At 70.0% G+C, this 24495-nt stretch carries 26 protein-coding genes and 2 pseudogenes; 12 read left to right on the forward strand and 16 right to left on the reverse strand.

The window, feature by feature from the left end:
* The first annotated feature begins 22 nt into the window (after positions 1-22).
* Complete coding sequence (locus tag ABFX50_RS44810; RefSeq protein WP_346155827.1) at positions 23-3232, forward strand: AfsR/SARP family transcriptional regulator; 3210 nt, start codon at positions 23-25, stop codon at positions 3230-3232.
* A 71-nt stretch (positions 3233-3303) separates the two neighbouring features.
* A pseudogene (locus ABFX50_RS44815) lies at positions 3304-3510 on the forward strand (transposase family protein); the annotation flags it as partial.
* A 7-nt stretch (positions 3511-3517) separates the two neighbouring features.
* Here ABFX50_RS44815 and ABFX50_RS44820 read toward each other — a convergent pair.
* From ABFX50_RS44820 to ABFX50_RS44835, 4 genes are all read right to left on the reverse strand, one after another.
* A complete protein-coding gene (locus ABFX50_RS44820; protein WP_346155829.1) occupies positions 3518-3790 on the reverse strand; it encodes a hypothetical protein in 273 nt (90 codons plus the stop codon).
* Positions 3791-4284: 494 nt separating this feature from the next.
* Positions 4285-5859 (reverse strand): RING finger protein, encoded by a 1575-nt coding sequence (locus ABFX50_RS44825; RefSeq protein WP_346155831.1) that lies wholly within the window; start codon positions 5857-5859, stop codon positions 4285-4287.
* Positions 5860-5878: 19 nt separating this feature from the next.
* Positions 5879-6514, reverse strand: coding sequence for an SRPBCC family protein (locus tag ABFX50_RS44830; RefSeq protein WP_346155834.1), 636 nt, complete (start codon positions 6512-6514; stop codon positions 5879-5881).
* A complete protein-coding gene (locus tag ABFX50_RS44835) occupies positions 6511-6858 on the reverse strand; it encodes an ArsR/SmtB family transcription factor (protein ID WP_346155837.1) in 348 nt (115 codons plus the stop codon). The genes ABFX50_RS44830 and ABFX50_RS44835 overlap by 4 nt, the downstream gene beginning before the upstream one ends.
* 863 nt (positions 6859-7721) lie before the next feature.
* Between ABFX50_RS44835 and ABFX50_RS44840 the strand changes: the two genes are divergently transcribed.
* Positions 7722-8300 (forward strand): RICIN domain-containing protein, encoded by a 579-nt coding sequence (locus ABFX50_RS44840; protein WP_346155839.1) that lies wholly within the window; start codon positions 7722-7724, stop codon positions 8298-8300.
* A 345-nt stretch (positions 8301-8645) separates the two neighbouring features.
* Here ABFX50_RS44840 and ABFX50_RS44845 read toward each other — a convergent pair whose 3' ends face one another.
* Positions 8646-9272, reverse strand: coding sequence for a hypothetical protein (locus ABFX50_RS44845; protein ID WP_346155842.1), 627 nt, complete (start codon positions 9270-9272; stop codon positions 8646-8648).
* The gene (locus ABFX50_RS44850; RefSeq protein WP_183643943.1) at positions 9269-9814 is read right to left on the reverse strand and encodes an RNA polymerase sigma factor; all 546 of its coding nucleotides are present in this window, start codon (positions 9812-9814) and stop codon (positions 9269-9271) included. Before ABFX50_RS44850 ends, ABFX50_RS44845 begins: the two co-directional genes overlap by 4 nt.
* Before the next feature lie 372 nt (positions 9815-10186).
* Here ABFX50_RS44850 and ABFX50_RS44855 point away from each other — a divergent pair, with 372 nt between their 5' ends.
* Genes ABFX50_RS44855 through ABFX50_RS44865 form a run of 3 tightly spaced genes read left to right on the forward strand, consistent with a single transcriptional unit; the run spans position 10187 to position 13085 of the window.
* Positions 10187-11761: an MFS transporter gene (locus tag ABFX50_RS44855; RefSeq protein WP_346155846.1), complete on the forward strand. Its 1575-nt coding sequence runs from the start codon at positions 10187-10189 to the stop codon at positions 11759-11761.
* On the forward strand, positions 11758-12909 hold the full coding sequence (locus ABFX50_RS44860) for a cytochrome P450 (protein ID WP_346155850.1): 1152 nt from the start codon (positions 11758-11760) through the stop codon (positions 12907-12909). Before ABFX50_RS44855 ends, ABFX50_RS44860 begins: the two co-directional genes overlap by 4 nt.
* Positions 12906-13085 (forward strand): ferredoxin, encoded by a 180-nt coding sequence (locus ABFX50_RS44865; RefSeq protein ID WP_346155854.1) that lies wholly within the window; start codon positions 12906-12908, stop codon positions 13083-13085. The genes ABFX50_RS44860 and ABFX50_RS44865 overlap by 4 nt, the downstream gene beginning before the upstream one ends.
* 123 nt (positions 13086-13208) lie before the next feature.
* Here ABFX50_RS44865 and ABFX50_RS44870 read toward each other — a convergent pair whose 3' ends face one another.
* Positions 13209-13574 carry a VOC family protein gene (locus ABFX50_RS44870; protein ID WP_183643956.1) on the reverse strand — a complete coding sequence of 122 codons (366 nt, stop codon included), beginning with the start codon at positions 13572-13574 and terminating at the stop codon, positions 13209-13211.
* Positions 13575-13759: 185 nt separating this feature from the next.
* Here ABFX50_RS44870 and ABFX50_RS44875 point away from each other — a divergent pair, with 185 nt between their 5' ends.
* The gene (locus ABFX50_RS44875; protein WP_346155857.1) at positions 13760-14536 is read left to right on the forward strand and encodes an SDR family NAD(P)-dependent oxidoreductase; all 777 of its coding nucleotides are present in this window, start codon (positions 13760-13762) and stop codon (positions 14534-14536) included.
* 43 nt (positions 14537-14579) lie between these two features.
* On the opposite strand, the gene ABFX50_RS44880 is transcribed toward ABFX50_RS44875, so the two are convergent.
* Positions 14580-15215, reverse strand: a complete 636-nt coding sequence (locus tag ABFX50_RS44880) for a TIGR03086 family metal-binding protein (RefSeq protein ID WP_346155860.1) — start codon at positions 15213-15215, stop codon at positions 14580-14582.
* Positions 15216-15266: 51 nt separating this feature from the next.
* On the opposite strand from ABFX50_RS44880, the gene ABFX50_RS44885 reads away from it, so the two are divergent.
* Positions 15267-15701 carry a MarR family winged helix-turn-helix transcriptional regulator gene (locus ABFX50_RS44885; protein WP_346155863.1) on the forward strand — a complete coding sequence of 145 codons (435 nt, stop codon included), beginning with the start codon at positions 15267-15269 and terminating at the stop codon, positions 15699-15701.
* 1 nt (position 15702) lies between these two features.
* On the opposite strand, the gene ABFX50_RS44890 is transcribed toward ABFX50_RS44885, so the two are convergent.
* The 3 genes from ABFX50_RS44890 to ABFX50_RS44900 all read right to left on the reverse strand — a co-directional run bounded on the left by ABFX50_RS44890 (position 15703) and on the right by ABFX50_RS44900 (position 17668).
* The gene (locus ABFX50_RS44890; RefSeq protein WP_346155866.1) at positions 15703-16440 is read right to left on the reverse strand and encodes a hypothetical protein; all 738 of its coding nucleotides are present in this window, start codon (positions 16438-16440) and stop codon (positions 15703-15705) included.
* Between the two features lie 128 nt (positions 16441-16568).
* Entirely contained in the window at positions 16569-16937 is a 369-nt protein-coding gene (locus tag ABFX50_RS44895) for a hypothetical protein (RefSeq protein WP_346155869.1), read from the reverse strand.
* Positions 16938-16945: 8 nt separating this feature from the next.
* Entirely contained in the window at positions 16946-17668 is a 723-nt protein-coding gene (locus ABFX50_RS44900; RefSeq protein WP_346155871.1) for an SDR family NAD(P)-dependent oxidoreductase, read from the reverse strand.
* A 103-nt stretch (positions 17669-17771) separates the two neighbouring features.
* Between ABFX50_RS44900 and ABFX50_RS44905 the strand changes: the two genes are divergently transcribed.
* On the forward strand, positions 17772-18608 hold the full coding sequence (locus ABFX50_RS44905) for a helix-turn-helix domain-containing protein (RefSeq protein WP_346155875.1): 837 nt from the start codon (positions 17772-17774) through the stop codon (positions 18606-18608).
* A gap of 64 nt (positions 18609-18672) precedes the next feature.
* Complete coding sequence (locus tag ABFX50_RS44910) at positions 18673-19086, forward strand: tetratricopeptide repeat protein (RefSeq protein WP_346155878.1); 414 nt, start codon at positions 18673-18675, stop codon at positions 19084-19086.
* A 4-nt stretch (positions 19087-19090) separates the two neighbouring features.
* Here the strand turns inward: ABFX50_RS44910 and ABFX50_RS44915 are convergent, their stop codons facing one another.
* Positions 19091-19576 (reverse strand): hypothetical protein, encoded by a 486-nt coding sequence (locus ABFX50_RS44915; RefSeq protein WP_346155880.1) that lies wholly within the window; start codon positions 19574-19576, stop codon positions 19091-19093.
* Between the two features lie 200 nt (positions 19577-19776).
* Between ABFX50_RS44915 and ABFX50_RS44920 the strand changes: the two genes are divergently transcribed.
* Complete coding sequence (locus ABFX50_RS44920; protein ID WP_346155881.1) at positions 19777-20628, forward strand: helix-turn-helix transcriptional regulator; 852 nt, start codon at positions 19777-19779, stop codon at positions 20626-20628.
* A 177-nt stretch (positions 20629-20805) separates the two neighbouring features.
* On the opposite strand, the pseudogene ABFX50_RS44925 reads toward ABFX50_RS44920, so the two are convergent.
* From ABFX50_RS44925 to ABFX50_RS44935, 3 genes and pseudogenes are all read right to left on the reverse strand, one after another.
* Positions 20806-21180: pseudogene (locus ABFX50_RS44925) on the reverse strand (transposase); the annotation flags it as partial.
* A gap of 72 nt (positions 21181-21252) precedes the next feature.
* Positions 21253-21663, reverse strand: a complete 411-nt coding sequence (locus ABFX50_RS44930) for a VOC family protein (protein WP_346155883.1) — start codon at positions 21661-21663, stop codon at positions 21253-21255.
* A gap of 375 nt (positions 21664-22038) precedes the next feature.
* Positions 22039-22713 (reverse strand): hypothetical protein, encoded by a 675-nt coding sequence (locus ABFX50_RS44935; protein ID WP_346155886.1) that lies wholly within the window; start codon positions 22711-22713, stop codon positions 22039-22041.
* Positions 22714-23402: 689 nt separating this feature from the next.
* Between ABFX50_RS44935 and ABFX50_RS44940 the strand changes: the two genes are divergently transcribed.
* A complete protein-coding gene (locus tag ABFX50_RS44940; protein WP_346155889.1) occupies positions 23403-23528 on the forward strand; it encodes a dihydrofolate reductase family protein in 126 nt (41 codons plus the stop codon).
* Between the two features lie 769 nt (positions 23529-24297).
* Here the strand turns inward: ABFX50_RS44940 and ABFX50_RS44945 are convergent.
* On the reverse strand, positions 24298-24495 hold a 198-nt coding region (locus ABFX50_RS44945), incomplete at its 5' end, for a transposase family protein (protein ID WP_346155892.1).

A 24495-nucleotide genomic window follows, 5' to 3' on the forward strand; every position in this document is an offset into this window, starting at 1 on the left:
CAGAGGTGGCGACAATCGAGGTATGAGATTCGGCGTGCTCGGCCCGACAGAGGTCTCCGGCGTCCCTGTGAGAGGCGCGGGGCTCAGCGGCCTGCTCGTGCTGCTGGCGCTGGAGGCGGGCCGGGTCGTCTCCGTCGACCGGCTGGTCGAGGCGCTTTACGGGCCCTCGGGCACGGTCAACGCGCTGCAGTCGCAGGTGTCGCGGTTGCGGGGGCTGGTGGGGGTGCCGCTGGAGCTCGGGCCCGCCGGTTACCGGCTGGTGGTCGATCCGCTCGAGGTCGACGCCCACCTGTTCACGCACGCGGTGGCCGCGGCGCGCAGGGTGTCGTCACCGGGTGAGCGGGCGCGGCTGCTGCGTGAGGCGCTCGGCCTGTGGCGCGGTCCCGCGCTGGCCGACGTCCTGACGCTGCCCTTCGCCGAGGCGGAGGCCGCCACGCTGGAGGAGCTGCGCCTCTCGGCCGTGGAGGACCGGGTCGAGGCCGACCTGCTCACGGGCTGCGCCCCACTCGCCGAGCTGGTCTCCGAGCTGGGCGAGCTGGTGCGGCGGCAGCCGCTGAGGGAGCGGCTGCGAGGTCAGCTCATGCTCGCCCTGGCCAGGTCGGGGCGCAGGGCGGAGGCGTTGGAGGTGTTCGAGGAGGCGCGCAAGACGCTGGCCGAGGAGCTGGGCGCCGACCCCTCGCCCGAGCTGGCCGCCCTCCACCTGAGCCTGCTGCGCGACGAACCACCCTCCGCCGTGGCCTCGCCCGCCGCCTCAGCCGACCCGCTCACCGTGGGGCGCCTGCCGGCGGCGTCCGTCTCCGCTGAGGCCCTCGGCGCGGTGTCGGCGCTGCGGCCCCGGGCGCCCAGACCGCGGCTGACCAGCTTCGTCGGGCGCGACCACGAGCTTCGCCTGGTCGGCCGGCTGCTCGGCCGAGGCCGCCTGCTGACGCTCGCGGGGCCCGGCGGCGCGGGCAAGACGAGGCTGGCCGTCGAGGCGGCCGAGGCGGCCCACGGCCTCGGGGAGGTCTGCTTCGTCGAGCTGGCCCCGCTCGGCCCAGGCAGCGACGTCGCGCTGGCGGTGCTCACCGCGCTCGGCCTGCCGTACGGCCACTCCGAACCACCGGGCCCGCTGTCGGCCGCGCGCCAGGACCCTTCGGCGTCGATCTCCCTCCCGCGTGGAGTGCCGCCTGTCGACGCGCTGGTGACGGCGCTCGGCGACCATCGCGTCACGATCGTCCTCGACAACTGCGAGCACCTCGTCGAGGCGGCCGCGCTGCTCGTCGACCGGATCCTCGCCGAGTGCCCGCGCGTGCGCGTGCTGGCCACCAGCCGCGAGCCGCTGAACATCGACGGCGAGCAGGTCCTGCCCATCGCCCCGCTCCCCCAGCCGCCGCACGGTCTCGACCTCGAGCAGGCGCGCGAGCACCCCGCGGTGCGGCTGCTGGCCGACAGGGCGGCGGCCGTCCGACACGGTTTCACCGTCACCGGCGACAACCTCGAGCCCGTCCTGCGCATCTGCAGGGCGCTCGACGGGCTGCCGCTGGCGATCGAGCTGGCCGCCGCCAGGCTGCGGGCGCTCACCCCCGCCGAGGTCGCCGCCAGGCTCGACGACCGCTTCAGGTTGCTGACCGGCGGCAGCCGTACGGCGCTGCCCCGCCATCGCACGCTGCGCGCGGTCGTCGCGTGGAGCTGGGACCTGCTCGACCCCGCGGAGCGCATCCTGGCCGCCAGGCTGTCGGTGTTCGTCTCCGGCACGACGGCCGAGGCGGCCGAGCGGGTCTGCGGCGGCGACCTCGACCTGCTCTCCGCGCTGGTCGACAAGTCGATCGTGCAGGCCGACGGCGGGCGCTTCGGCATGCTCGAGACCGTCAGGGCCTTCTGCGCCGAACGGCTGGCCGAGTCGGGTGAGGAGCAGCGTGTCAGGCAGGCGCACGCCGAGCACTACGCCCGCATGGCCGCCTCCGCCGAGTCCCAGCTTCGCGGACCCGACCAGCTGCGCCGGCTGGCCGAGCTGGCGGCCGAGCACGACAACCTGCGCGCGGCGCTGCGCTGGGCCATCGACACGGGGCGGGCCGAGATGGCGCTGCGCCTGACCGCCGACCTGTGGATGTACTGGTGGCTGCGCGGCCTGCGCCACGAGGGGGCGCGGCTGTCGGCCGAGGTACTCGACCTGGTGGGGCCCGAACCTCCCGAGGGCCTGGCGGAGCACCACATCATGTGCGCGCTGCAGATGGTGACGACGGGGCGGCCGCTGGAGGAGGCGCGGGAGCGTCTGGACAACGCCGAGCGCCTCGCGCGCGGTATGACCGATCCGCCGCGCCACCCGCTGATCGCCATGGTCAGGCCCTATCCGGCGATCGCCTCAGGCGACTACACCCTGCTGCTGCCCGCGCTGCTGGCCGCCACCACCGCCTCCGATCCCTGGTCGAGGGCCTTCGCCAGGCTGCTGCTCGGCTACCTGCGGCTGGGCGCCGGCGAGGTCGAGGCAGGCGAGCGCGAGCTGCGGCTGGCGCTCGACACCTTCCGCATGGCCGGCGACAGGTGGGGCGTGGGTCAGGCGATGCTCCAGCTGTCGGAGCTGTCGGGATGGCGCGGCGAGCACAAGGAGGCGATAGCGATGGCGGAGGAGGCGCTGGAGGTGATCGCGCCCTTCGGCGCCACCGAGGACACCGCGCTGCTGATGTCGCGCCGCGGAGCCGAGCTGGCCCGCGCGGGCGACCTCGCCGCCGCCGAGGTGGAGCTGGAGCGGGCCGCCTCCATGGCGCGCCGCCTGCCGGGCTCGGAGGCGGAGGCGATCGCGACCTACGGCCTGGCCGAGCTGGCGCGGCTGGGCGGCGACCCCGCGCGGGCGACCGAGCTCTACATGGCTGCCCTGGCGGGCTGCGAGGCGCACTGGCTCGGGGCGCACGAGACGCGGGGTCGCGTCCTGATCGGGCTCGGCAGGGTGGAGGGCGACGGAGCGCGGCTGCGCGAGGCCTACGACCTCCTGGTCGACGTCCTCGATCTGCCGGGCGCCTCCGGCGCGGTGCAAGCCATGGCCGAGCTGGTGCTTCGCGAAGGGCCTGCCGCTCGCGCGGCCTTCCTGCTGGGGGCGGCGGTGTCGCTGCGCGGCGCCGCTCTGACCGACGGGCCCGATGTGGTCCGTACGGCGGGCGAGGCCAGGCGGGTGCTGGGTGACGCGGCGTTCGAGCGGTCCTACCAGCGTGGCTGCTCGACACCTCGCGACCAGGTCACCGACCTGCTGCCCTTCTGATTCCCTCTTCGCCTGTCACGCCCGCGGCGCGAGACCGGTAAAAGGCCGTCACCGGGGCGGCCTGGCGAAGAGTCACGCCGTACAAGGGCAAGAACAAGCCCGCCTCGCAGAAACAAGCCAACCGCGCCCACGCCCACTTGCGCGGTCCCGGCGAGCGGGCCAACGCCCAGCTTAAAAGCTGGCGCATCCTCCGCAAGCTACGCTGCTGCCCGCCCAAGGCCGGCCACCAATGCAAAGCGATCGCTGTCCTGCAGAACTACGAACTCGCCCGAGGATGAAAAGGGCTCAGTCGGAGCCCGCCGCGCGCACGGGCGGCCCCCTTTCGAGGGCTCGGACAGAGTGGCCTTCTTCGGTCAGCCGCTCCACCAGCTCGACCTGCTCGGCCTCCGACTCGCGACGACGACAGGCTCCACTCGCTCGGCCGGCCCCGGCCCGGGGCGGGGTTCGGCGGGGCTTGCTCGGACCGCGGGACGCCAGCTCGTATAGGTTCGCCAGCTCGTCGGTCGTGTACCGGCCGGCCAGCAGCGCTTCGTCGGCTTCCCCGATTTCGGTGAGCATGCCGTGATCCCACCCGCCCGCACTCGGTCGGCCGGTTCGCCGCCACCACGTACGTCTCAGCGTGCGCATCACTGCGAGAGGTCCAGCCGCGCGGGACGGGGACCAGCCACCTGCCGACCTCGGTGATCGGGCGGGGACTTGCCCTCATCGGCCATCTCCGGAGTCGAGGAACGATGGGAGCGGTACAGGCTGTTCGAGCAGGTCAGACGAGTGTGCACCACCAACGGCGTTGAGTCCGCTTCGGCCCGAACATGGTGGGAGAGTCTGGCGGAATAGCGCGACCTTGAGTGTTTCCGCAGGCCGTGGCGACTATCTGCACCATGATCCATCTCACCGCTCAATGGCTGTCCTCTCGCTCCTCGACCCCGAGGGTGCCGGCGCCGGTGAGGTCTGCGCGCCGTTGATGACGGCGCTGGCGGCCGTGTACACCCAGCTCGCCAGCCCCGCCGCTGCGGCGCCCGACCCGCCGGGCTGGTACCAGCCGGACCGCGGGTTCAGAAATCGTTACGGAGGCGTGCTGCGCCACCGGAGAACGCGGCGGCGATTCCCGGCCGGTCGGGTGAGCTGGTGAGGACCTGCGTCCATTCCCTCTTGCGGAGGGAAGGGTGGGCGAGGTCGCCGCCACAGCGGCAGCGCAGCCGGAACGTGGGATGGCGGGCGCAGTCCTCGCAGAACAGCCGATGGCACGCGCCGCAGACCGACAGCCTCTCGACCATGAAGGAGTCACGGCACACGGCACAGTGCCGGGTGCCGCGCAGCAGCACGGCGGCGGCACGGCCGGCCAGTGCGCGGCTGCACTCGATCAGCTCCAGCGCCTCCGCCGAGATGCCGGCGGGAGCGGAGCCCGCCCAGCGCTCGGCCGCGACGAGGCAAAGCCCGAGCAGCGGATCGTCGGGCCGCCCGTCGGCTGACCACAACTGCGCCCGGTTGTTCAGCCGCGCCGTCAGACCGCGCTCCGCCGGGTCCCTGCCGAGGGTGACGGCTTCGACCGCGGCCCGATCCCGATGGTGCACCGGCCTGCGGATCACCTGTTTCGCGCGGATGACGTGGGCTCGCCGCATCGCGTAGTCGGTCTCACCGCGCTGGTAAGCGGCCTCGATCAGGTACCTGAGCTTCCGCACGGTGGTCGTGCTGTCCACGGTGGCCAAGTGCTCGCGCAGCCTCGCCCACGCCGCGTCGGGACGGACCGGCCCGCGCCGTCCCTCGACCACGCATCGGAGCAGGTCGCCCATGTCCATGCCCGCCTGGGAGAGCAGATCCAGGATCTGGTCGAGGAGATCGGAGTCGTCCGCTTCGACGAGGTCCACCGCAGCCAGGACGAGCCAGCGGAGGCTCATGCCCACGTCCTCGGTGTCGGTCTGCAACGCGACCTGCGCAGCCAGCTCGTCGTCGCCGCTGATGACGTAGAACATGCGCATCGCCGCCCGCGCCGACGGATTGTCGGGGTCGACGGCGTAGGAGTGGCGTACGTACGGCAGCGCGCGTCCGGGGTCGTCGAGGCTCAGCCACGCCTGCGCGAGGATCGCGGTGTCGGACTCCTTCGCGAACTCGCCGACGGCCTCCCACGCTTCGGTCACCTCACGCAGGCGTACGACATCGGCCTCGGCCCCGGTCGCCTCGACCAGCGCCACCAGCGCAATTACCAGCTGCCCGACGAAGGTCAGCGCGATCGCGCGGGGGATGTCCAGGGCGATCGGCCACGCCTCACCCTGGACATCCGCCTCTGTTCCAGCGGGCAGGACGTTCTCGCCGGGAAGGTCGTGGAAGGCCTGCCACAGGGACCCGGGCCGCCCCGGCTCGCCGAGGACCCGGGTGCACAGCTCCTCGATGCGCCTGAGCGCCGGGACGGAGCCGACGCGGTACAGCTGCGTGCACTCCGGCAGCCAGGCGGTCCATCCGGCGAAGATCCGCACGACCGTCCTGTCGTGCCCCGCTGCGGCCAGGTACTCCACTATCTCCGGCGGTTCGCACTCCATGGGGTAGCACACGACGGCCGTCTCCGCCGTACTGGAGAGCTGCGGCCCGTCACCGAAGCCCACGTGCTGGCAGTAGACATCGATGATCTCCACGGCGGTGGGCCGTCCAGCATCACCGCGCCGGTCCGCTTGAACGTCGTGGCCAGGATCGCCTCCTCGCGCGGCGTCTGGCTGAACGCCCACGCGTGCAGCGCGTCGCCGCCGACGCCGAGGCCGTGCCGAGGTCCACGCCGGGCGCGGTCACGTACCCGTCGAGCGACATCGTGATGTCCACAACCACCCGCCCCGGGCGCAACACCTCGGCCAGCCGTTCCATCGAGTCGCGTACGCCGTTCTCCATACCGGTCGCGACCATCTCATCGCGCTGCTCCACTGAGGCGAACACGCTGTGCATGCGCAGCCGGGTCCGGCCGTCGATGTCCTCGAAGCGCATCGTGTCCAGGCTGACCCGCTCCGGCGTGCCCTCGTACTCGAAGGTCTGCACGATCAGCTTGTCCGGCACGACCGTGTGGAACACGCCGCGGAACCGGAACTCGCCCTCTCTGCTGCGGTGTACGTAGCGGTAGCTGCCGCCGGGCCGCGCGTCGTGCTCGAGCACCTCCATCTCCATACCGCGCGGGCCGAGCCAGCCCACCAGCAGCTCCGGGTCGGTGTGGGCGCGGAACACCAGCTGCGGCGGGGCGTCGAACTCCCGCACGACGTCGATGTAGGGGGTGCCGGGCTGGGCGTTGATCGTCGTCGGGTTCATCTCTGCTGCTCCTTCAACGTGTCGAGGATGTCGTCGAGGCGCCGGTACTGCGCCTCGACCGCCAATCTGTAGGTGTCGATCCAGCTCGTCAGCGCCTCGAGCGCCGCGGGGTCGAGGTGGCACGGCCGCCGCTGGCCGTCCCGGCTTCTGGTGATCAGCCCGGCCGCCTCCAGCACCTGGATGTGCCGTGACACCGCCTGCTTGGTGATCGGGAACAGCTCGGCGAGCTCGTTGACCGTCGCCTCGCCGCGCGAGAGCCGCGCGACCATGGCCCGACGCACCGGGTCGCCCAGCGCGGTGAACGCCCGGTCGAGCGAGCCGTCGTCCTTCTTGTCAACCGCCATCTTTATCAACCCATCGCTTTATCAACGAGTGGGTTGACTATGGCAACGCGCAGCGGGTCCCGTCAAGGCATGTAACGCATCACCTGGATGCCCGGCACCGCAGACCTCGCCTTGGGTCAGCAGCAGCTCGGCGCACTCGGGACGACGGCGAGAAGGCAGGAAGAACCCGATCGACGAGGCCACCACGGCGGCCTTGTCGCTGGACAGATTGATCACGCAGTCGGAGATGACCGGAGTCCGGAACGTCCAGGGTTCGAGCGGTCTCGCCGCTACCGAACGGGGTCAGCCCCTTCACGCGGTCGCGGTCTTGACGTCTACGGCGGTGAGCTTGAGCTCGATTGCGTCGGCCACCTCGGTCTCCGTGGAACAGGCCGGCGTCGTCGGCGCCACCCGGGCACGACTCCGGCTCACCCGTGCGCACAAGGGTCATGGCGGTGCTGGCAACGGCCGACTTCGGGGCATCGCGGCGGGATATGACCGCAGCTCCGGTGGGTGACGGCGCGACGGCGGATGATGCATAGGGCTCTCACTGTGACGGTAGTCCCCTAGCGCCACCAGCTCTGATTACTTAGAGCATGACTTCAATCACACAAGGTGAGAACTGAAGGGTTGGAGGATCATGCATCTCCCCCTGCGGCATGCGCCTGCCATCGCCGCCGCTGCAATCGCCACCGATGAGATCGCCGTCTGCGCCCGGCCCCCAACCCCCTGCCCACCGCACGACGGCAACGGCGGCGGCTGGCGCTGACCCGGGCCCGGCGCCCGGCTCGCGTTCGGCGGCCAGTTCCCGCCCACAACACCGGCACACCACACATCCCCCGTCCGCGATCTCCTCACGGTCGCTCCTTCCTGGAAAGGCTGTCATGCCCCCCGTATCCCTGCTCCGTCGTCTGACCTGTCTCATCGCCGCGGCAGGCCTGTCCCTCGGCCTCGCCTCTTCCGCGCAGGCCACGACCATGCTCAAGGCCGACCCCCATCCCGCGATGTGGGGCTGGGTCGATGAGAGCCGCACCTACAAGATCGACAACATCGTCACTGGCGGCCACCTGGTGCCTGAGGGCTGGGGCCTCAACTCCACCGAGGGCCTGCCCATCTACTCGGCGGTCTCCGACGCGGGCAACGGCTGGAAGTTCCAGCAACGCCGCCACGCCGACGGCTGGGCATACCACCAGATCAAAAACATCCACACCAACCGGTGCATCAAGCCCGGCCCCTTGGGCGGGCTCAATCGCACCCTCGTCATCCAGGTCGCCTGTAACACCAGCGACTCCTCCCAGTACTGGCGGGTAGAGCGCTCCCCCTACAACCGCAATGAGGTGCAGTTCGTCAACCACTCCTCCGGCGAGGCCTTCCGGCCCTGGACCGACGTCAACGTCGACCAGTGGATCTTCCTGACCAACCCCGGCGTCAGGGCAACCTACTGGGCTCTGGACGCCGTGTAACCACCGACCTCCAGCACACTGCCGCGCGGCCGTCGCCGCGACCGCGCGGCCGCCATGCCCGCCGCGTGCCAGGCGAGCCCGCCCCCGTCCCGGAAGGCTCCGTCCCTTGTCGGTGCGCCATCGGAATACGGCAAATTCGGGCCGCCTACCTATCTGACCTGCGGCTCTATGCATCCGGACGCCTGGCGTCCAGAAACGTCCACGTTGCGGGACGCGAGACTCATCTGCACGAACACCGTCCAGGGACTTACGTCCGCCGCGTCTCGATGTCGAGCGCGGCGGGGGCGGGCGGGGGGCGCCGGCGCCGGTCGGCGGCCCGTCGCGGGGTCCGCCGACCGGCGGGCGTCAGCCGTCCTTCTCGCTGGTGCCGGGGCTGTCGTCCCGCTTGTCGATCCTGGACTCCCACTTGCCCGGCGTGGGCAGGGGCATCGGGACCACCTCGCAGGGGCCCACCGTCCCCTCGACCACCTCGAGCGCCATCCCGACCGGCGGCCGGTCGAGGTGCTGCGGGTCGGAGGAGACCGTCATGACGAGCGTCTGTCCCGCGGTGATCTCACCCTGCTTGATCTTGAAGACGATGCCTCCGCCTTCGACGCTGCCGATGCTCGCCTCGAATCTTCCGCCCGAGGCCTTGGCCCTGCCCCTGGGCGCCTTGCAGGTCTGGCCCGCCGGCAGGTAGGTGACGTCGGCGTTGACGTTCTCGTCCCTCAGCCTCCGCTCCAGGTCCTCGGGGTCGCGGAACTCGCTGATCCGCACCTCGATGGAGCCGTCGGCCTGCTTCTCGACGGCGAAGGCCGGGCTCGCCGTCCCGCCGTACAGCACCAGCGTGGTGGCCGCCGCGGCCCCCGTCACCGCGGCGGCCAGCCCCAGCAGGCGGCCGTGGCCGCGCCGCGCCGGCGTCACCGCGACCAGGTTCTGGCCGGCCATGTCGTCCTTGAGCGCGCTGAGCAGGCGCTCCTCGAAGTTGCTCATGCCTGTCCCTCCACATACACAGCCGACGGCGAAACGACCTCCAGAAGGGCACGTCTTGCCCGATGCAGACGGACTCGCGCGGTCACCTGCCTGATGCCCAGGGCCGCTGCCGCCTCCGCGACAGAGAGCTGGTCGATCGCCACGAGCTCGAGTACGGCCCGCTCACCCTCGGGCAGGTCCCGCATCGCCTCCAGGGCGTGCCGCATCTGCCGTTCGGCGTCGATCTTCTCGACCATCCTGCCGAGATCGTCATCGTCCATCAGCCGCCTGCCTGCCACACGGCTGGTCAGCTGGGCCTCCCTCGCCGTCCTGCGCAGCTGGGCGGATACGACGTTGCGCGCCACGCCGTACAACCATGCGATCTCGCTGCCCCTGCCAGGGCGGTAGGTGTGCGCTGAGTCCAAAGCCGCCAGAAAGATGTCGGCGGTCAGGTCGGCGGCCAGATGAGGATCGTTCACCCGGCGTACGACGAACCGCATGACAGCATCGATGTGACGGCGATAGAAGGCCTCAAAGGCCGCGGGGTCTTCGTTGAGGCGCACTGGCCTCGCTCCCTTCGTCGTTCGCCCTTACATCACTGCTTGGCCTGAGCGAGGCGAAGCGTTTCCTGGCGCGGGCCGGTCCACCACCCGCACGACCCCGACCACTCTCCATCGGCGAGCCGCCCGCTCGAACCCGGCCGCCGAGAGAGCCTGCTGCGGGGCGGACCCTACTGCGCCATAGGGTCTCGACGGGGCGGCGCGGCTCATGTCCGTCCGGCTCACTGCCCGTGCGCTCACGGCAGCCCACAGATCCGCCGGTTATCTGCGGGCGTGCGGGCTCGTGCGGGCTCGTGCGGGCTCGTGCGAGGCGACGTGCGGGCTCGTGCGTGCGGGGTGCGAGCCGCGTGCGCGCCATGTTCCAGCGTGGACGGCATGACACCCGTGAGCAGGACCAGACGCTGGGCAGCACTGGCCACCCTGTGCCTCGCCGTCTCGCTCATCGCGATCGACGGCACCGTGCTGCACCTCGCGATCCCGCGCCTGACCGAGGCGCTGCAACCGACCAGCACCCAGATCCTCTGGATCGCCGACATCTACGGGTTCGTCCTCGGCGGCCTGCTCATCACCGCGGGCAACGCGGGCGACAGGTTCGGCAGGAAACGCGTCCTGCTCATCGGGGTGGCGGCCTTCGGGCTGGCCTCGCTGGCCACCGCCTACGCTCCCACGGCCGAGCTGCTCATCGTCGCGCGAGCGGTGCTGGGCGTGGCGGGCGCCACCATCATGCCGTCCACCCTGTCGATCATCCGCAACCTGTTCACCGACCCCCGCGAGCGCACCACCGCGATCGGGCTGTGGAGCTCGGTCACGACGGCCGGCGCCGCGGCGGGGCCACTGCTGGGCGGGCTGCTCCTCGACAACTTCTGGTGGGGCTCGGTCTTCCTGATCAATGTTCCGGTGATGGTCGTCGTCCTGATCGTCGCCGCGCTGACCCTGCCCGAGTCCCGCAACCCCGATCCCGGGCCGCTCGACCTGCGCAGCGTGCTGCTGTCCATCGTCGGCGTGATCGGCGTCATCTACGCCGTCAAGGAGGCGGCCCACGCGGGGCTCGCCCAGACCGGCGTCCTGGTGGCCGCGGTGCTGGGCGTGGGCGCGCTGATCCTGTTCTGGAGGCGGCAGAGCAGGCTCACTCACCCGCTGATCGACGTCAGCCTGTTCAGGCGCAGGGCGTTCTCCGGCGCGGTCGGCGGCGACATGGTCGCGGTCTTCGCGCTGGTGGGCACGCTGTTCTTCCTCTCCCTCTACCTGCAGTTCGTCCTCGGCTGGACACCGCTGCAGGCCGGTCTCGCCCAGCTGCCCGCCATGGGCTCCTCCATGGTCGCGGCGCTCCTCGCGGGCAGGCTCGCGATGGCGTGGGGCAGAGCGGTGGCGATCTCCGTGGGGCTCGCGCTGTCGGCGGCAGGGCTGGCGGTGCTCGTCGTGCTCCCCACGCAGTCCGGCTATCCGGTGGTGCTCGCCTCACTGCTCCTCATCGGCATCGGCGCGGGGCTGTCGTTCACCGTGACCGCCGACACCGTGCTGGCGACCGTGCCGAAGGAGCGGGCCGGCTCGGCCTCCGCGATCGCCGAGACCGCCTACGAGCTGGGCGCCGCCCTCGGCATCGCGCTGATCGGCAGCCTGCTCGGCGGCATCTACCGGCAGACGTTGCGGCTGCCGGGCGGGCTTCCCGCCGAGGCCGTCGACGCCGCCCGCGACTCCATCGGTACGGCGCTGCACGCGGCGGCGTCCCTGCCCGCGGAGCCGGCCGCCGGCGTGATCGCGGCGGCCTCGGCCGCGTTCGTGCAGGCCGTCAACGTCACCTCCCTCATCTGCGGTGTGGCGGTGGCCGCCGTCGCCGTGACCGCCCTGTTCACCCTGCGTGGCCTTGGCACCGTCATCGAGGAACACCCGCTGGATCGTCCGCTTTCGCCTTCTCAGAGCACCGAATCGAAACAAGGAGCAGACCGATGAGAGCGATACCCACAGACCGAGGCACCTGCCCGTTCGACCCGCCCGCCGGGATGGCCGACGAGCCGCTGAGCAAGGTGCGGCTGTCGAACGGCGACCAGGTCTGGCTGGTGACCAGGCACGACCTGGTCCGGCAGGTCCTGGGCGACACCCGTTTCAGTTCGGAGATCGACGGCGGCTTCCTCGACGTGCCGTTGCATGCCGTACAGCCCCAGCCGGGAATGTTCATCCAGATGGACCCGCCCGAGCACACCAGGCTCAGGCGGCTGCTGACCGGACGGTTCACCGTCCAGCGGATGCAGCGGCTGCGGCCGAGGATCGAACAGATCGTCACCGAACGGCTCGACGCGCTGGAGCGGGCGCCGCGCCCCGCCGACCTGGTGGCGGAGTTCGCGCTGCCGATCCCCTCGCTGGTGATCTGCGAGCTGCTCGGCGTGCCCTACGCCGAGCGCGCGTCGTTCCAGGAGGCCGGCGCCAGATTGCTGACCCTCACCGGCACCCAGGAGGAGCTGGAGGAGGCGATGATGCGGCTCGGCGGCTACCTGGCGGAGCTGATCGCCCGCAAGCGCGCCGAGCCGGGCGAGGGCCTGCTCGACGACCTGCTCGACAGCGGCCTGAGCGACGAGGAACTGGTCGGGATGTCGATCCTGCTGCTCATCGCTGGTCACGAGACGACGGCCAACATGATCTCGCTCGGCACCCTGCTGCTGCTCCAGCATCCCGACCAGCTCGCTCTCGTGCGGCAGAGCCCCGAGGCGGCCAGGACGGCGGTCGACGAGCTGCTGCGCTACCTGTCGATCGTCGACGTCGGAATGTTCAGGCGCGCCTCCACCGACCTGGAGCTCGACGGGCAGATCATCAGGGAGGGCGAGTTCGTGACCTGTTCGCTGGCCGCCGCCAACCGCGACCCGGCCCTGCTCGACCGGCCCGAGGAGCTGGAGGTGTCCAGGCCGAAGGCGCCACACGTGGCGTTCGGCTTCGGCCCGCACCAGTGCCTGGGGCAGAACCTGGCGAGGCTGGAGATGGAGATCGCCTACCCGGCGCTGTTCCGGCGGCTGCCTGACCTGCGGCTGGCCGTACCGCTGGAGAAGGTGCCGTTCAAGAGCGACATGGCGATCTACGGCGTGCACCGGCTGGAGGTGGAGTGGTGATCAAGGTAGACCGCGAGCGGTGCGCCTCGTCAGGCCAGTGCGCGCTGGCCGCGCCCGAGGTGTTCGCTCAGGACGAGGAGGACGGACGCGTGGTGCTGCTCGACGAGCACGCCACGGGTCCCGAGGTACGGCGAGCCACCACCGGCTGCCCCACCCAGGCGATCAGCTCGGACTGAGGCGGCGGCAGGTTGACATCCCGTAGTCCCGCGGGGAGTCGTGCTTCGACGGCTCCCAGCGGGACTACGCCACCTCGGCGCTCCTGGCGGACGAAGGGAAGCGGCGGCTCCTGTCAGGCCAGGTCACGCGGCGATGCAGAAGACGTGCCCCTCCGGATCGGCCAGCACGATCCACTCGCCCGCCCCCGGCTGGAAGTCGGGCTTCGTCGCGCCGAGGTCGAGCAGTTCCTTGGTCGCCGTCTCCAGGTCGGTGACCTTGAGGTCGAGATGCGCCTGCTTGGTGCCGCCCGGCCAGGCAGGAGCCTGGTGGCCCTCGACCCGCATGAAGGACAGCTGTGCCTGGCCCGCGTCCAGGTAGGCGGAGTCGTCGTCGCTGTGCGTGATCCGCCCGCCCAGAACCGAGCGATAGAACTCGGCCAAGGAGGCGGGACGCGCGCAGTCGATGACGTGGGCGGATATCTCAGCGATCGCGGGTGTGTGCGTTGTCATGCGTCCAGGCTGCCCGGCCGCTCCTCCTCCGGTCTTGAACATCCTTGCGCCTGACCCGCTGAGCCCTCCGAGCGCCGCGCGACGCGGCGTGGGGCGCCCCGCCTGTGATAGCCGTCGACAAGACGGCCACTGCCCGAACCGGGGTGGGGTCCGGCGTCGACGTCCAACCAGAACGGAGCAAGAGCGTGATCGACCCCCAGCTCTCCGGGCAGAACGTGCTCGTCACCGGCGGAGGCGCCAACATCGGCGGCGCGATCAGCCGGGCCTTCGCCGCGCAGGGGGCTCGCGTCGCCGTCCACTATCTCGCGCAGGAGCCACCCGCGCCCGACGGTACGGCGTGGGCCCACCTCACCCCGAGCGCCGCGTCAGCCGAGCGGCTCGCCACCGAGATCGGGGGGGTCGCCGTCAGCGCCGACCTGTCCCACCCCGACGCCGCCAGGCAGCTCGTCGACGCCGTCGAACGACGTCTTGGGCCGATCAACGTGCTCGTCAACAACGCCGCGCACTGCGAGAGCGCCGACACCCTCGACACGCTCGACGCCGCGTCGTTGGAGCGGCACTACCGCGTCAACGCCGTGGCCCCGGCCCTGCTGATCGCCGAGGTGGCCAGGCGCCACACCGCCGGGGTCCCGTTGTGCGTCGTCAACATCTCCACCGATGCCGCGCGCGCCTTCCCTGGGCAGATCGGGTACGGGACCTCGAAGGCCGCGCTCGAGGCCCTCACCCGGGCCACCGCGCTGGAGCTGGGGCCCCGGGAAATCCGGGTCAACGCGGTCGCGCCCGGCCCCGTGCAGACCGGCTGGATGACGGAGGCCATCGTCGAGCACTCCGCGTCGGTGATCCCCATGGGACGTGTCGGAGAGCCCTCCGACATCTCTGACGCGGTCGTCTTCCTCGCCTCCCGTCAGGCGCGGTGGATCACTGGCCAGGTGCTCCAGGTCGCGGGAGGCCACGCCCTCTGACGTGGTCCGTGATTCAGGCGAGGGGCGCGGAAAGCGGTGGTGTTCAGTCCCGGGACCAGTCTGGGGCGCGGCCCAGGACGGCGACGATCTCGTCGAGACGTGACCCGCTCGACCACGCCACTTCCGGCGCGAAGGCGGCGCCGGGGACGAGACGGCTTGCACCGCCCGGTACGGCCCTGGCGACGGCGAGCGCCACGTCGAGCAGTCGGGGCTCGAACTCCACCGCGAGGTCCAAGGTCTTCGCCACGTCCCAGGAGTGCACGACGTAGTCGATGAAGTGGAAGCTGATCGCCTGCGTCGCAGGGAACGGCCGGTCGGCGCTGATCTCGGGCAGCGGGAACGACCGGCTGAGCACACCGTCGGCGGCGAAGGCGGCCAGGACGTGCTCGGCCGCGGACCGGTAACTCCCGACCGGGTCGTCACCCAGGGAGCGCAGCTCCCACCAGGCGGGGTCGCCCTCGCCACGGGAGGCCGCCGCGAAGCCGTGATGCTGCGTGGCCATGTGCGCGAGCAGGTCGCGCAGGCTCCATCCTGCGCAGGGGGTGGGTCTGGCCAGGTCCGCGGTCGTGACCTGCTCCACCACCTCGACGCTGGTCCGGACGGCCTGCTCATCGAGCGCGATGAGTTCGGCGCCGTCGCTCAGCGGGTTGGGCGAGGCGGTCGAAGATTCGCTATACATGCGCTTATGATGTGCGCTTGCTTATCATAAGTCAAGGGTTATCGTAGGTGGGTGACCGAACGTCGTGACCTCGCCGCGATGCTGCAGCCTCTGGTGAAGTCCCTGATCGCCGCGGAGCTTCGGGTGCTGGAGGAGCACGGCATCTCCATGTGGAGCTATGTCGTGCTCAGCGCGCTGGACGACAGCCCGATCCGCACCCAGGCCGCTCTGGCCGAGGCGATCGGCGCGGACAAGACGCGCATCATCAGCACGCTCGACCGGCTGCAGGAAGCCGGGCTGATCTCCCGCGAACCCGACCCGGAGGACCGGCGCGCCCGGCTGCTGGCCATCACGCAGGACGGCCGATCGGCGCGCAGGGCGGCCCAGGCCGACATTCAGGCGAACGAGGAGCGAGTGCTCGGTGCGCTCTCCGCGGCTGATCGGCAGGCATTCCTGCGGGCCGCTCAGGCGTTGTCGGCGATGCCGCACGAGGAGATCGTCGGCTGACCTAGCCGGTCGGGCGCCCGGCGACCAGGTCTTGCACCGTGCGCTTGAAGCGCTCCACCGGCTCGCGGATCTTCTTGTCCCGCCGCTCGGCGCGGCGCAGCTTGCGCGATCCGTCCCTGTAGCGCCAGCGCGCCCACGGCGAGCCTGGTCTGCCCAGCCGTACCGCCCCGACCAGGGCCAGCGGGGTGAGGTAGATCCCCACCAGCCCCGTCCAGACCTTGCCCTTGAGCAGGGTGACCACCGCGAACAGGATGTTGGTGCCGACGATGACCCCGCCGTCGAGGAGGCTGTCGCTGGCGAGCGCCTCCCCGATCTCCAGCGGGCTGACGCCGACCAGCCCGAGCCCGCACAGCGCTATCGCCACGAAGACGGTGTCCACCGAGAACCGTCCCTGCTCGGTCCAGTACACGTCGTCGAGGTGCAGTACCAGCGCGAACTCGTCGAGCACCAGCGCCGTCCCCACCCCGAACAGCGCCGCGGTGACGCCAGCGGCGAAGGAGCGCCCATCATGGACGGCGAGGCCGCCGATCCCGCCGAGGCACATGAACACCAGCCCGAACACGACGTGGTGAATGTGCGTCCCGCCGGGCGTGACGTTGCCTGGCCACCACCGCACCTGCTTCCTGATCATCCGCACGCTGATCCTGATGAACAGGAACGTGCACAGGAACAGCACGAAGAAGCAGAACAACCGCAGTTTCCCGGCCTCTGCGACCTCCCGGGCGAACCACTCCCACATGTCCCGACTGTCCCACGTGCCCGGCCACCCTCCGGTAAAGGCCCAGTACGCCGGAAGGTACGGCGAGCCGCCGCCTTCGCCGCGATGGCATGGCCCGCGGGTCCCAGGCCGGCAGCCAGTCCCGCGGGTCAGACCCAACGGCGAATGGCGTCGATCGTCGTCTCCGGTGAGGTGTTGAAGCAGAACCGGACTCCGGGGGTCGTCGCCACCAGAACGTTGACCAGCCGTTCGAACAGGAGGGTGTGCTCAGGAGCCATGCGCACCCCACCTCCGATCATGACCACGTCGAAGGGCCCCTCCGGCAACCGTTCACGAACGCTCTGTTCTGCCTCGTCCGGGTCGGTGCCGACCAGGCAGCGCACCGCATCGAAGCCCGCCGCCCGCAGGGCCGCGTCGCCCTGCTCGATCCGTGCGGTGAGCGTCGCCTCGTCAAGGCCGGGAAAGGAGGTGTAGTCGATCGCGCTCGGATGCAGCCCGATCGTCAGGATCCTGGTCATCTTCACTCCTACCATGGGACGGGGCCGTCATTGCCGAAGAAGCCACCCGTCGGCCCGCCGGGGTCCAAGGTGGCCAATCTGATGATCGCAGCGGCTCCCTCCCCGACGGTGTGAACACCCGTGTGATGGTTCATGTCGGTGGCGGGGTTGCCCGGATCCGCAGCGTTGACCTGGAACCCGGGCAGCGCCCGGGCGTACTGGGAGACGATCATATTGAGCGCCGCCTTCGAGGAGGCGTAGTCCAGGCTCAGAAAGCCGTGCTCGGGACGGGCGGGGTCACCCGCGTGTGCCAGCGAGGCGAGAGCGCTGGACACCATGACGATGCGGGGCTGCTGCGACCTGCGGAGCAACGGCAGGAACGCGTGTGTGACCCGCACCTGACCGAAGACGTTCACCTCGTACAGCACGCGGAGCGTGTCGGCGTCCATGTCGGCGGGATCCAGCAACGGGCCACCGACTCCGGCGTTGTTGACGAGCACGTCCAGGCGATCCACGCGCTCGGCGACCGCCTTCACCGCCGCCGCCACGGACTCGTCCGAGGTCACGTCAAGCTCGACGAACTCCACCTCGATCCCCTCACCCGCCAGCGTCTCCGCGGCTTCGATGCCGCGTCCCCGGTCCCGCGCGGCCAGGAAGACCTGCCACCCCTCGCCCGCCAGGCGGCGTACGGTCTCCCGGCCCAGCCCCTTGTTCGCTCCGGTGACCAACGCCACCGTCTTCGCCTCTGTCATGGAGCCGATCCTCCATGCGCACACCCGGGGCCCACCAGGACCGCCGAGGCATGGGACCCGCGGTACCACCCGGCCGAGGCGATCCAGGAGGCATGCTTGAAGAGTGAATCGTGCCGAACTCGCCGAAGTACTCCGCACAGCCCGAGCTCGCGTACGACCGCACGAGGTCGGACTGCCGGCGGGAACGCGTCGCCAGGTGCCGGGTCTGCGCCGGGAGGAACTGGCCACGCTCGCAGGCCTAAGCGTCGACTACGTGGTCCGGCTCGAGCAGGGGCGCGGACCGCGACCCTCGAGTCAGGTCATCGCCGCACTGGCCCAGGCCCTGCGGCTCGACGACGATGATCGCGACCTGGTGTTCCGGCTCGCCGGCCACCAGCCGCCACAGGCCGGGCGCATCGCGATGGTCGTACGGCCGAGCGTGCTTCGGCTGTTGGACCGCATGGCGGATCTGCCCGTGCTGGTCCTGTCGGCCAAGGGCGACGTGCTGGCCTGGAACCCCCTCGGGGCAGCGCTGCAAGGCGACATGTCCGCGTGGCCGCAGCGGCAACGCAACCTCATCTGGCAGCGTTTTCTCGGCAGCAGCCGCTGCCAGGTCGCCGTGGGCCCGGACGAAGACGACGCGGCAGGCCGCGCCTCGGTCGGTACGCTGCGTGCCGCACAGGCCCGTTACCCTGACGACCCCGATCTGGTCCGGCTGATCGCGGAACTACGTCGTGGCAGCCCGCGGTTCGACGAGCTCTGGCGGGAGGGGCGCTCCTCCCCGTGGCGTACCGCCACCAAGAGCGTCAGTCATCCCAGCCTGGGCACGGTCTCGCTCGACTGTGACGCCATGCTGCTCCCGGACGGCCACCAGACGGTGCTCGTGTACTCGGCCGAGCCGGGATCTCCCCAGGCGACGGCGCTCGACATGCTGCGAGTGCTCGGGCTGCAGCAGGTGTGAGGTGCTGCGGACGCGTCCCTGCAGCCCGGCGGGCGGGTCACCTTCCTGATCAGGACGTCACTCGGTGTGCGAGGTGCTGGTGGCGCTCGCCGCGCGGCATCCCGACGACGGCGAGGTGGCGAGGGAAGCGGCCTACGTGCATGACCGGCTCGGGCTGGAGCACGAGGCGGTGCCGTACTACGAGAGAGCGTTGGAGCTCGGCGCCGACGACAGGGTCGGCCTGTTCACCGGCTTCGGCAGCACGCTGCGGGTCATCGGCAGGCATGACGACGCGCTCACGGTCCTGGAGCGCGGGCTGGCCGGGTTCCCCGGAGACCCGGCGATGCGGGCGTTCAGGGCGATGGCGCTGCACAACGCAGGACGGCATCGCGAGGCGGTGAGCACGCTGCTGCACGTGCTGGCCGAGGGCGGGCAGGCCGGAGGACACGCTCGCGCCCTCGCCTACTACGCCGACCACCTCGACGAGATCTCTGGTTGATGAGTTACGGGTGATCGCCTGCGGACTCTTCGTCTGCCGCGCGCGGGGAGGCCGCCCGTCGCTCGCCGACGACGAGGCCGGCCGCGGCCAGCAGGTAGAAGGGCGACAGGAGCAGCAGGGATCCCACCGACAGGTCGCTGCTCTCCAGCGCCGTCATCGCGATGTACCCGAGGATCAGCCCGAACAGCGCCAGGGCGCCAGCCGCGCACGGGGTGGCGCGCCGGAGGTGCTCGCGAGGCAGTACGAGCACGATGGCAGCCACCAGCAGGACCAGGCCGGAGTCCAGGACGTACTCGAGCAAGCGGTGGGACAGCGGCGACGCGGCGCCGACCGCCACCGCTACCACCAGAGCGCTCTCCTCGCTGTGGTCGACCTGAGGCGCGCCGGCGAAGGGGTATTCGGTGATGACGAGCTGTGGAAGCGCTACCAGGACGAGGGTCAGCACGCGCCAGAACGCGGGCGACCGCCTCCACCGCTCGAACCGTGTCATCGTGCCTCCGCGGCGTAGGGATGCGAACGTCAGCTGGTGACCTTACTCAGTTGTCCCCTATGGCCGCCCGCCGATCTGGACGGAACCGGCGAATCAGGGAGAGGCGGCCAGCCGCGACGCGGATTCAGGTTGGGGGGTGCAGCCAAAACGGAAGGCGGCGGCCCGCGGAAATGTCGGTGCCGCCACGTAACGTTCGCCACATGCGTTCAGCTCGTCGTCTGGGCACCGGGCCCGGCTTCACCGTCGACGTCGTGACGTGCGTCGACGACCACCGGCGATGGTCGCCGCCCGAGGTCGGCGACGACTACAGGCTGGTGCTCGTCCGCACGGGCAGGTTCAGGCGGAAGACGGACGAGGTCGCCTCCCTGGTCGATCCGACGACGGCCTACCTCGGGGTCCCTGGAGAGGAGGAGCGGTTCGCGCACCCGGCGGGAGGCGACGTGTGCACCTCCCTCAGCCTCTCCCCCGCGCTCTGGCGATCCCTCACCGGCGAGGGACGCCGGAAGCTACGCCCCACCGTCTACGTCGACGCCCGCGTCGAGCTGGCCCATCGCGCCCTCCTCACCGCCGCCCGGAGTGGCGACCAGCAGTTCGCGCTCGCCGAACGCCTCCTCGCGCTCCTGTCCACGGTCCTCGGGCAGTCGTCCTCCGACCACGCGGACGGCAGCGCCACGACGGGGTCCAAGGCCCGCCTCGTCACGGTCACGCGGGCCGAGCGGCTGGTCACGGCCGCGCGTGAGGCGATCGCCGCGGGGCATCCGGCCGCCGAGGGGCTCGTCCCGCTCGCCGAGCTGCTGGGAGCCTCGCCGTACCGACTGAGCAGGGCCTTCTCCCGGGAGATGGGCGTCAGCCTCACCCACTACCGCAACAGGGTGCGGGTCGGGCGCGCGCTCGACCGGCTGGAGGACGGTGAGACGAGCCTCGCCGCGCTCGCCGTCGAGCTCGGCTTCGCCGATCAGGCCCACCTCACCCGGACGGTCCGCCGTCATCTCGGCCACACGCCCACCGCGCTGCGGCACCTGCTCACCGGGAGACCCGCCCATGAGCGTTGACGAGACCGCGGTCGTCGCCGCCTCCGCCGAGCGCGTGTGGCGGGCCTTCGCCGACCATGACGATCGCGCCGAATGGTGGCACTACCTCTATCTGGAACCGTTCGCGGGCGGCTCTCTCGAGGAGCGCTGGACCGACGAGCACGGCACACCCGTGGTGACGCGCGGCGAGGTGACGCACGCGGCGGCGCCGAAGCTTCCCAGGAGGGCGGCCTTCAGGTGCATCCCGGCCGCGTCGTGGTGAGCACGTGCGGTGGTGGAGTCGACGCCGGCCAGGGACAGGTTCACCTCACCGCGCTTCGCCGCTTCTGCGATCAGGCCCTCCAGCAGGGCCTCGAAGACGCCGGCGTCACGCCATTGCCGGAAGCGGTTGTGAACGGTCGACCAGGCACCGAACTCCTGCGGCATCTCCCGCCACTGTCCGCCGGTCCTGAACCGCCAGATCACACCCTCGAACTGCTGCCGTAACCGCTCGGGATACGGGCCGTACTCGCCGATCGGCAGGTACGGCCCGATGAACTCCCACTCCGCGTCCGTCAGCTGCACTCGCGTCACGGGACAAGGTCTACCGGTCCAGGCCTCACCACGAGGGCGAATCGACAGATGGATCACGACCCGATACGCGCCCTAGTCGCGCTTGGGCCAGATCGGACCCTGGTCGGTCCAGATGACACCCTTGTTGCGGCACATGCAGAAGGGGTGGCCGATCGGGTCGGTATAGACCCGCCAGCCGTAGCCTTCGGGGCCGATGAAGTCCTGCTGCAGCGTCGCACCGAGTTCGAGGACGCGGCGCTGCTCGGATTCGATGTCGTCCACTTCGAAGTCGAGGTGGAACTGCTTGGGGTGCTCGCTGTCGGGCCACTGCGGGGCGCGGTAATCGTCCACCCGGATGAAGGCCAGCTCGATCTCACCGAATTGGATACCGGCCCAGTTCTCGTGGCTGACTTCCTTGATCGGGCGGCCTGTCACCTCGGAGTAGAAAGCCGCCAGCTTCATGGTGTCTGGGCAGTCGATGATGAAATCAGTGAGCTTGAGCATCCCGCGAGCTTGCCAGAAGATCACGGGAGCCTGAGAGTTGCCCCGGACACGAGGCCAGGCTCGGTAGTCTTCGAGCTTGGCAACGTTGGCACCGACCGCGCCATTGCTCACCAAACAGACTTCGAAGCAGGCTCTAGACGTTGTCGGCCATAAGGACGGGATCGCAGCGTCGACCCTCACGCTCTGTAACTCTGTGCCGGCCCGGCTCATACTCGGAGCCCTCCAAGCGATCCTCTCATCAGGCGCCTGTCGCCCCGGCGGTGACATGCCAGCGAACTTGTGAGTCGACGACCGCTGAACGACACGCTCTGCCCGAGCAGCTCACGCCGCCCGGCGGTCTTTTGCGATCCCCCCAGGAAGGGCGAGCGGATGGCGTTAGGCCGGCTCCCGGTCGCGGGGCTGGCGGGCTCTGTAGTCCCGGGCACGGGTGGTGAGTTCGCGGAAGAACACCGGTGGTGGTGTGACCTGGCCCTCGCGCCCGATCGGGGAGGGTGTCAGCGGTATGAGCAGGTCGGTGTTGGGTGAGTGCAACCACAGGGCTATCTGGTAGAGCTCGGGGATCCGCAGGAGTCGGAGGTCGAACCGAGCCAGTTGGAGCTGCGGCAGGGCTCGTGCGGCTTTGACCGCGGTCGCGGTGGCTCCAACGGATGAGCTTCTGTAGAACGTTGGCGGGAAGGTGCGTTCCGGCGTTTCGGAGACTTCGGCACCGGCGAGCACATTGCCGCCGGACTCCAGCAGGAAGCGCCAGCCCACCGGCTGCGCCGTTTCCAGGCCGGCGCCGGCCTCGATGTCTCGGACAAGCAGTGCGAACACCTGGTGTGGGGTGGACACCTCCACGTCATCCAGGGCGATCTCGCCCAGCAGTTTTGGGCCGTCTCCGCTGGCTCTGGCGATTTGGCCGAGATGGGAGCGCGTTTCGTCGCGAATCCGTCCCGGAGGTTCAGGCGTGTTCAACGGCATTGCGAAGCTCCCCGTCGCGTTCCAACACCAGAGTGCTTTCTCCTGGTATTGAATCCAGCGCCAGTATGTCGAGCCGAGACTTTTGATCATGACGCTCTCGTCTAGTTGTGGCACTCGATGTCATCCCTTCGCTACGCCGGTTACGTTGTCGCCGTCTTCGTGTTGATGATCAACGGCATCCTTCGTCCAAGGCTTTCACTGGATTATCGAAAATGTAAATGGGCAGATTTGCCGGAGTGGAGCCGAGAAACTCGAACGCCTGAGCCCGACCGAGGCGTCCCGAAGGTTTCGGACAGCACTTCCGTCAGGACGGGGGCGGCTGGAAAGGCAAGAAAATTGGCTCGTCCGAATACGGGTTGTTCTCCCGAATGCCGAGAGGAAGCCGTCAAGCCGCTGATCGAGGCCTCGTGTCCCCATCGCAAAGGTCGCGAAGAAAACCCGTCATCAACGCGGGCAACCTATCGAACTGGGTGAAGGCTTATCCACGCAAGTATGCTGAGAAAAAGCCTCCGTTGCCGATCGACGAACGAGCCCGTTTAAGGAACAAGAGTGCGAGCTCCGGGGCTCCGTATAGAAGTGGGGTTCCTGAGGGAATGCTTACTCAGCGCTTTGAGTTTCTCGCGCGGGTCGCACATCCCGACCGAGGCCTCGATCGACCTCACCCTTCTCCCGATTGGCCATCAATAACGGTCGTTTAAGGCCCTCCGCTCCCGAACATGTCCCCACGCCGCCTGGTAGCGGGGTGACAGATCAACGAGTTCTCGATCACGCTCTCACCCGTGCTGTTCGGCTCCGGAATCCGCCTGTTCAAGAGCGTGGACGCGGGCCGCGTGGCCCTGGAGCAGGTCGGCGCGGAGCCGACGCAGCGGGTGACCCACCTGACCTACGCAGTCCGGGAGCGGTAACTGTCTCGACCTCAGCGCTCCCCGCCGAGATCAGCAGCGTGGTGAGATCCTCGACGCTCTGAGCGTTAGGGCCCTCCCCGCTCCCGAACATGTCCCAGCCGCCAGGTAGCCCCGTGACTACCCGGGCTCGCCGTATTCGGCGACGTATGCCGCGTAGTTCTCCGCGAGGATGGCCCAGCCGGCCTGGTGACGCCAAGAGCCGTAGGCATCTCTGCATGATGAGGAGATGAGACGTCACAGCGCCCAACCACCCGCTCCATCAAGGAACTATGCCGGCGCGGTCTACGGCTCGCTCCTTGCCGCCTCGGTCATCGCCACCGCGGGAACGCTGGGCCAATTTCCACGCCTGCAGCTCATGATCATGTTGCTCGCCACTGGACTGGTCTTCTGGGCCACTCACGTCTACACCAGCCTCGTCGGCGAACGGCTGGCCCATCATGAGTTGTCCTGGAAGCAGATCCGCCGCGCGGCCGGCCACGAGTGGCCGATTGCTGGGGCCGCACTCCCGGCCGCTGCCGTGGCAGTTGTCCTTTCCTGGGGCTCGGACCGGGCGACACCGCGTGGCTGGGGCTCGCAGTCGCTCTTACCGAACAGGTCGGCTGGGCCACCGCAGCCGTCGTCAGAGCCGACGCCCCTCGCCGTGTGGTCGCCACCACCATTGTCGTCAACCTCCTCCTCGGGTTGATCATCGTGGCCGCGAAGGGAGCGCTCCAGCACTGAGCCGGGGCCATCGACAGGCGTCCCTGTAACGTCGTTTACGGAGCCCTTTTCATCCTGAGTAGCGGCCCTCTTCGATGAGCTGCAGGACGAGGATGGCCTGCACGAGTGCGGTCGCTCGATGCGGGCAGCAGCGCAGCTTGGTCAGCACCCTCCAACTCTTCAAGGTCGCGACGGCGCGTTCGCCGATGGCGCGGATGCGGGCGTGGGCGCGGTTGACGTCTCGCTGGCTGCGGGAGAGCCCGGGCCG

This window comes from Nonomuraea recticatena (assembly GCF_039533245.1).
Taxonomy (GTDB): domain Bacteria; phylum Actinomycetota; class Actinomycetes; order Streptosporangiales; family Streptosporangiaceae; genus Nonomuraea; species Nonomuraea roseola.

Excerpts from the sequence above, each read along its gene's own strand:
- ABFX50_RS44810 (WP_346155827.1), top strand. The coding sequence starts at position 23 with ATGAGATTCGGCGTGCTCGGCCCGACAGAGGTCTCCGGCGTCCCTGTG.
- ABFX50_RS44820 (WP_346155829.1), bottom strand. The coding sequence starts at position 3,790 with ATGCTCACCGAAATCGGGGAAGCCGACGAAGCGCTGCTGGCCGGCCGG.
- ABFX50_RS44830 (WP_346155834.1), bottom strand. The coding sequence starts at position 6,514 with ATGAACCCGACGACGATCAACGCCCAGCCCGGCACCCCCTACATCGAC.
- ABFX50_RS44835 (WP_346155837.1), bottom strand. The coding sequence starts at position 6,858 with ATGGCGGTTGACAAGAAGGACGACGGCTCGCTCGACCGGGCGTTCACC.
- ABFX50_RS44840 (WP_346155839.1), top strand. The coding sequence starts at position 7,722 with ATGCCCCCCGTATCCCTGCTCCGTCGTCTGACCTGTCTCATCGCCGCG.
- ABFX50_RS44845 (WP_346155842.1), bottom strand. The coding sequence starts at position 9,272 with ATGAGCAACTTCGAGGAGCGCCTGCTCAGCGCGCTCAAGGACGACATG.
- ABFX50_RS44855 (WP_346155846.1), top strand. The coding sequence starts at position 10,187 with ATGACACCCGTGAGCAGGACCAGACGCTGGGCAGCACTGGCCACCCTG.
- ABFX50_RS44860 (WP_346155850.1), top strand. The coding sequence starts at position 11,758 with ATGAGAGCGATACCCACAGACCGAGGCACCTGCCCGTTCGACCCGCCC.
- ABFX50_RS44870 (WP_183643956.1), bottom strand. The coding sequence starts at position 13,574 with ATGACAACGCACACACCCGCGATCGCTGAGATATCCGCCCACGTCATC.
- ABFX50_RS44880 (WP_346155860.1), bottom strand. The coding sequence starts at position 15,215 with ATGTATAGCGAATCTTCGACCGCCTCGCCCAACCCGCTGAGCGACGGC.
- ABFX50_RS44890 (WP_346155866.1), bottom strand. The coding sequence starts at position 16,440 with ATGTGGGAGTGGTTCGCCCGGGAGGTCGCAGAGGCCGGGAAACTGCGG.
- ABFX50_RS44895 (WP_346155869.1), bottom strand. The coding sequence starts at position 16,937 with ATGACCAGGATCCTGACGATCGGGCTGCATCCGAGCGCGATCGACTAC.
- ABFX50_RS44900 (WP_346155871.1), bottom strand. The coding sequence starts at position 17,668 with ATGACAGAGGCGAAGACGGTGGCGTTGGTCACCGGAGCGAACAAGGGG.
- ABFX50_RS44915 (WP_346155880.1), bottom strand. The coding sequence starts at position 19,576 with ATGACACGGTTCGAGCGGTGGAGGCGGTCGCCCGCGTTCTGGCGCGTG.
- ABFX50_RS44920 (WP_346155881.1), top strand. The coding sequence starts at position 19,777 with ATGCGTTCAGCTCGTCGTCTGGGCACCGGGCCCGGCTTCACCGTCGAC.
- ABFX50_RS44930 (WP_346155883.1), bottom strand. The coding sequence starts at position 21,663 with ATGCTCAAGCTCACTGATTTCATCATCGACTGCCCAGACACCATGAAG.
- ABFX50_RS44935 (WP_346155886.1), bottom strand. The coding sequence starts at position 22,713 with ATGATCAAAAGTCTCGGCTCGACATACTGGCGCTGGATTCAATACCAG.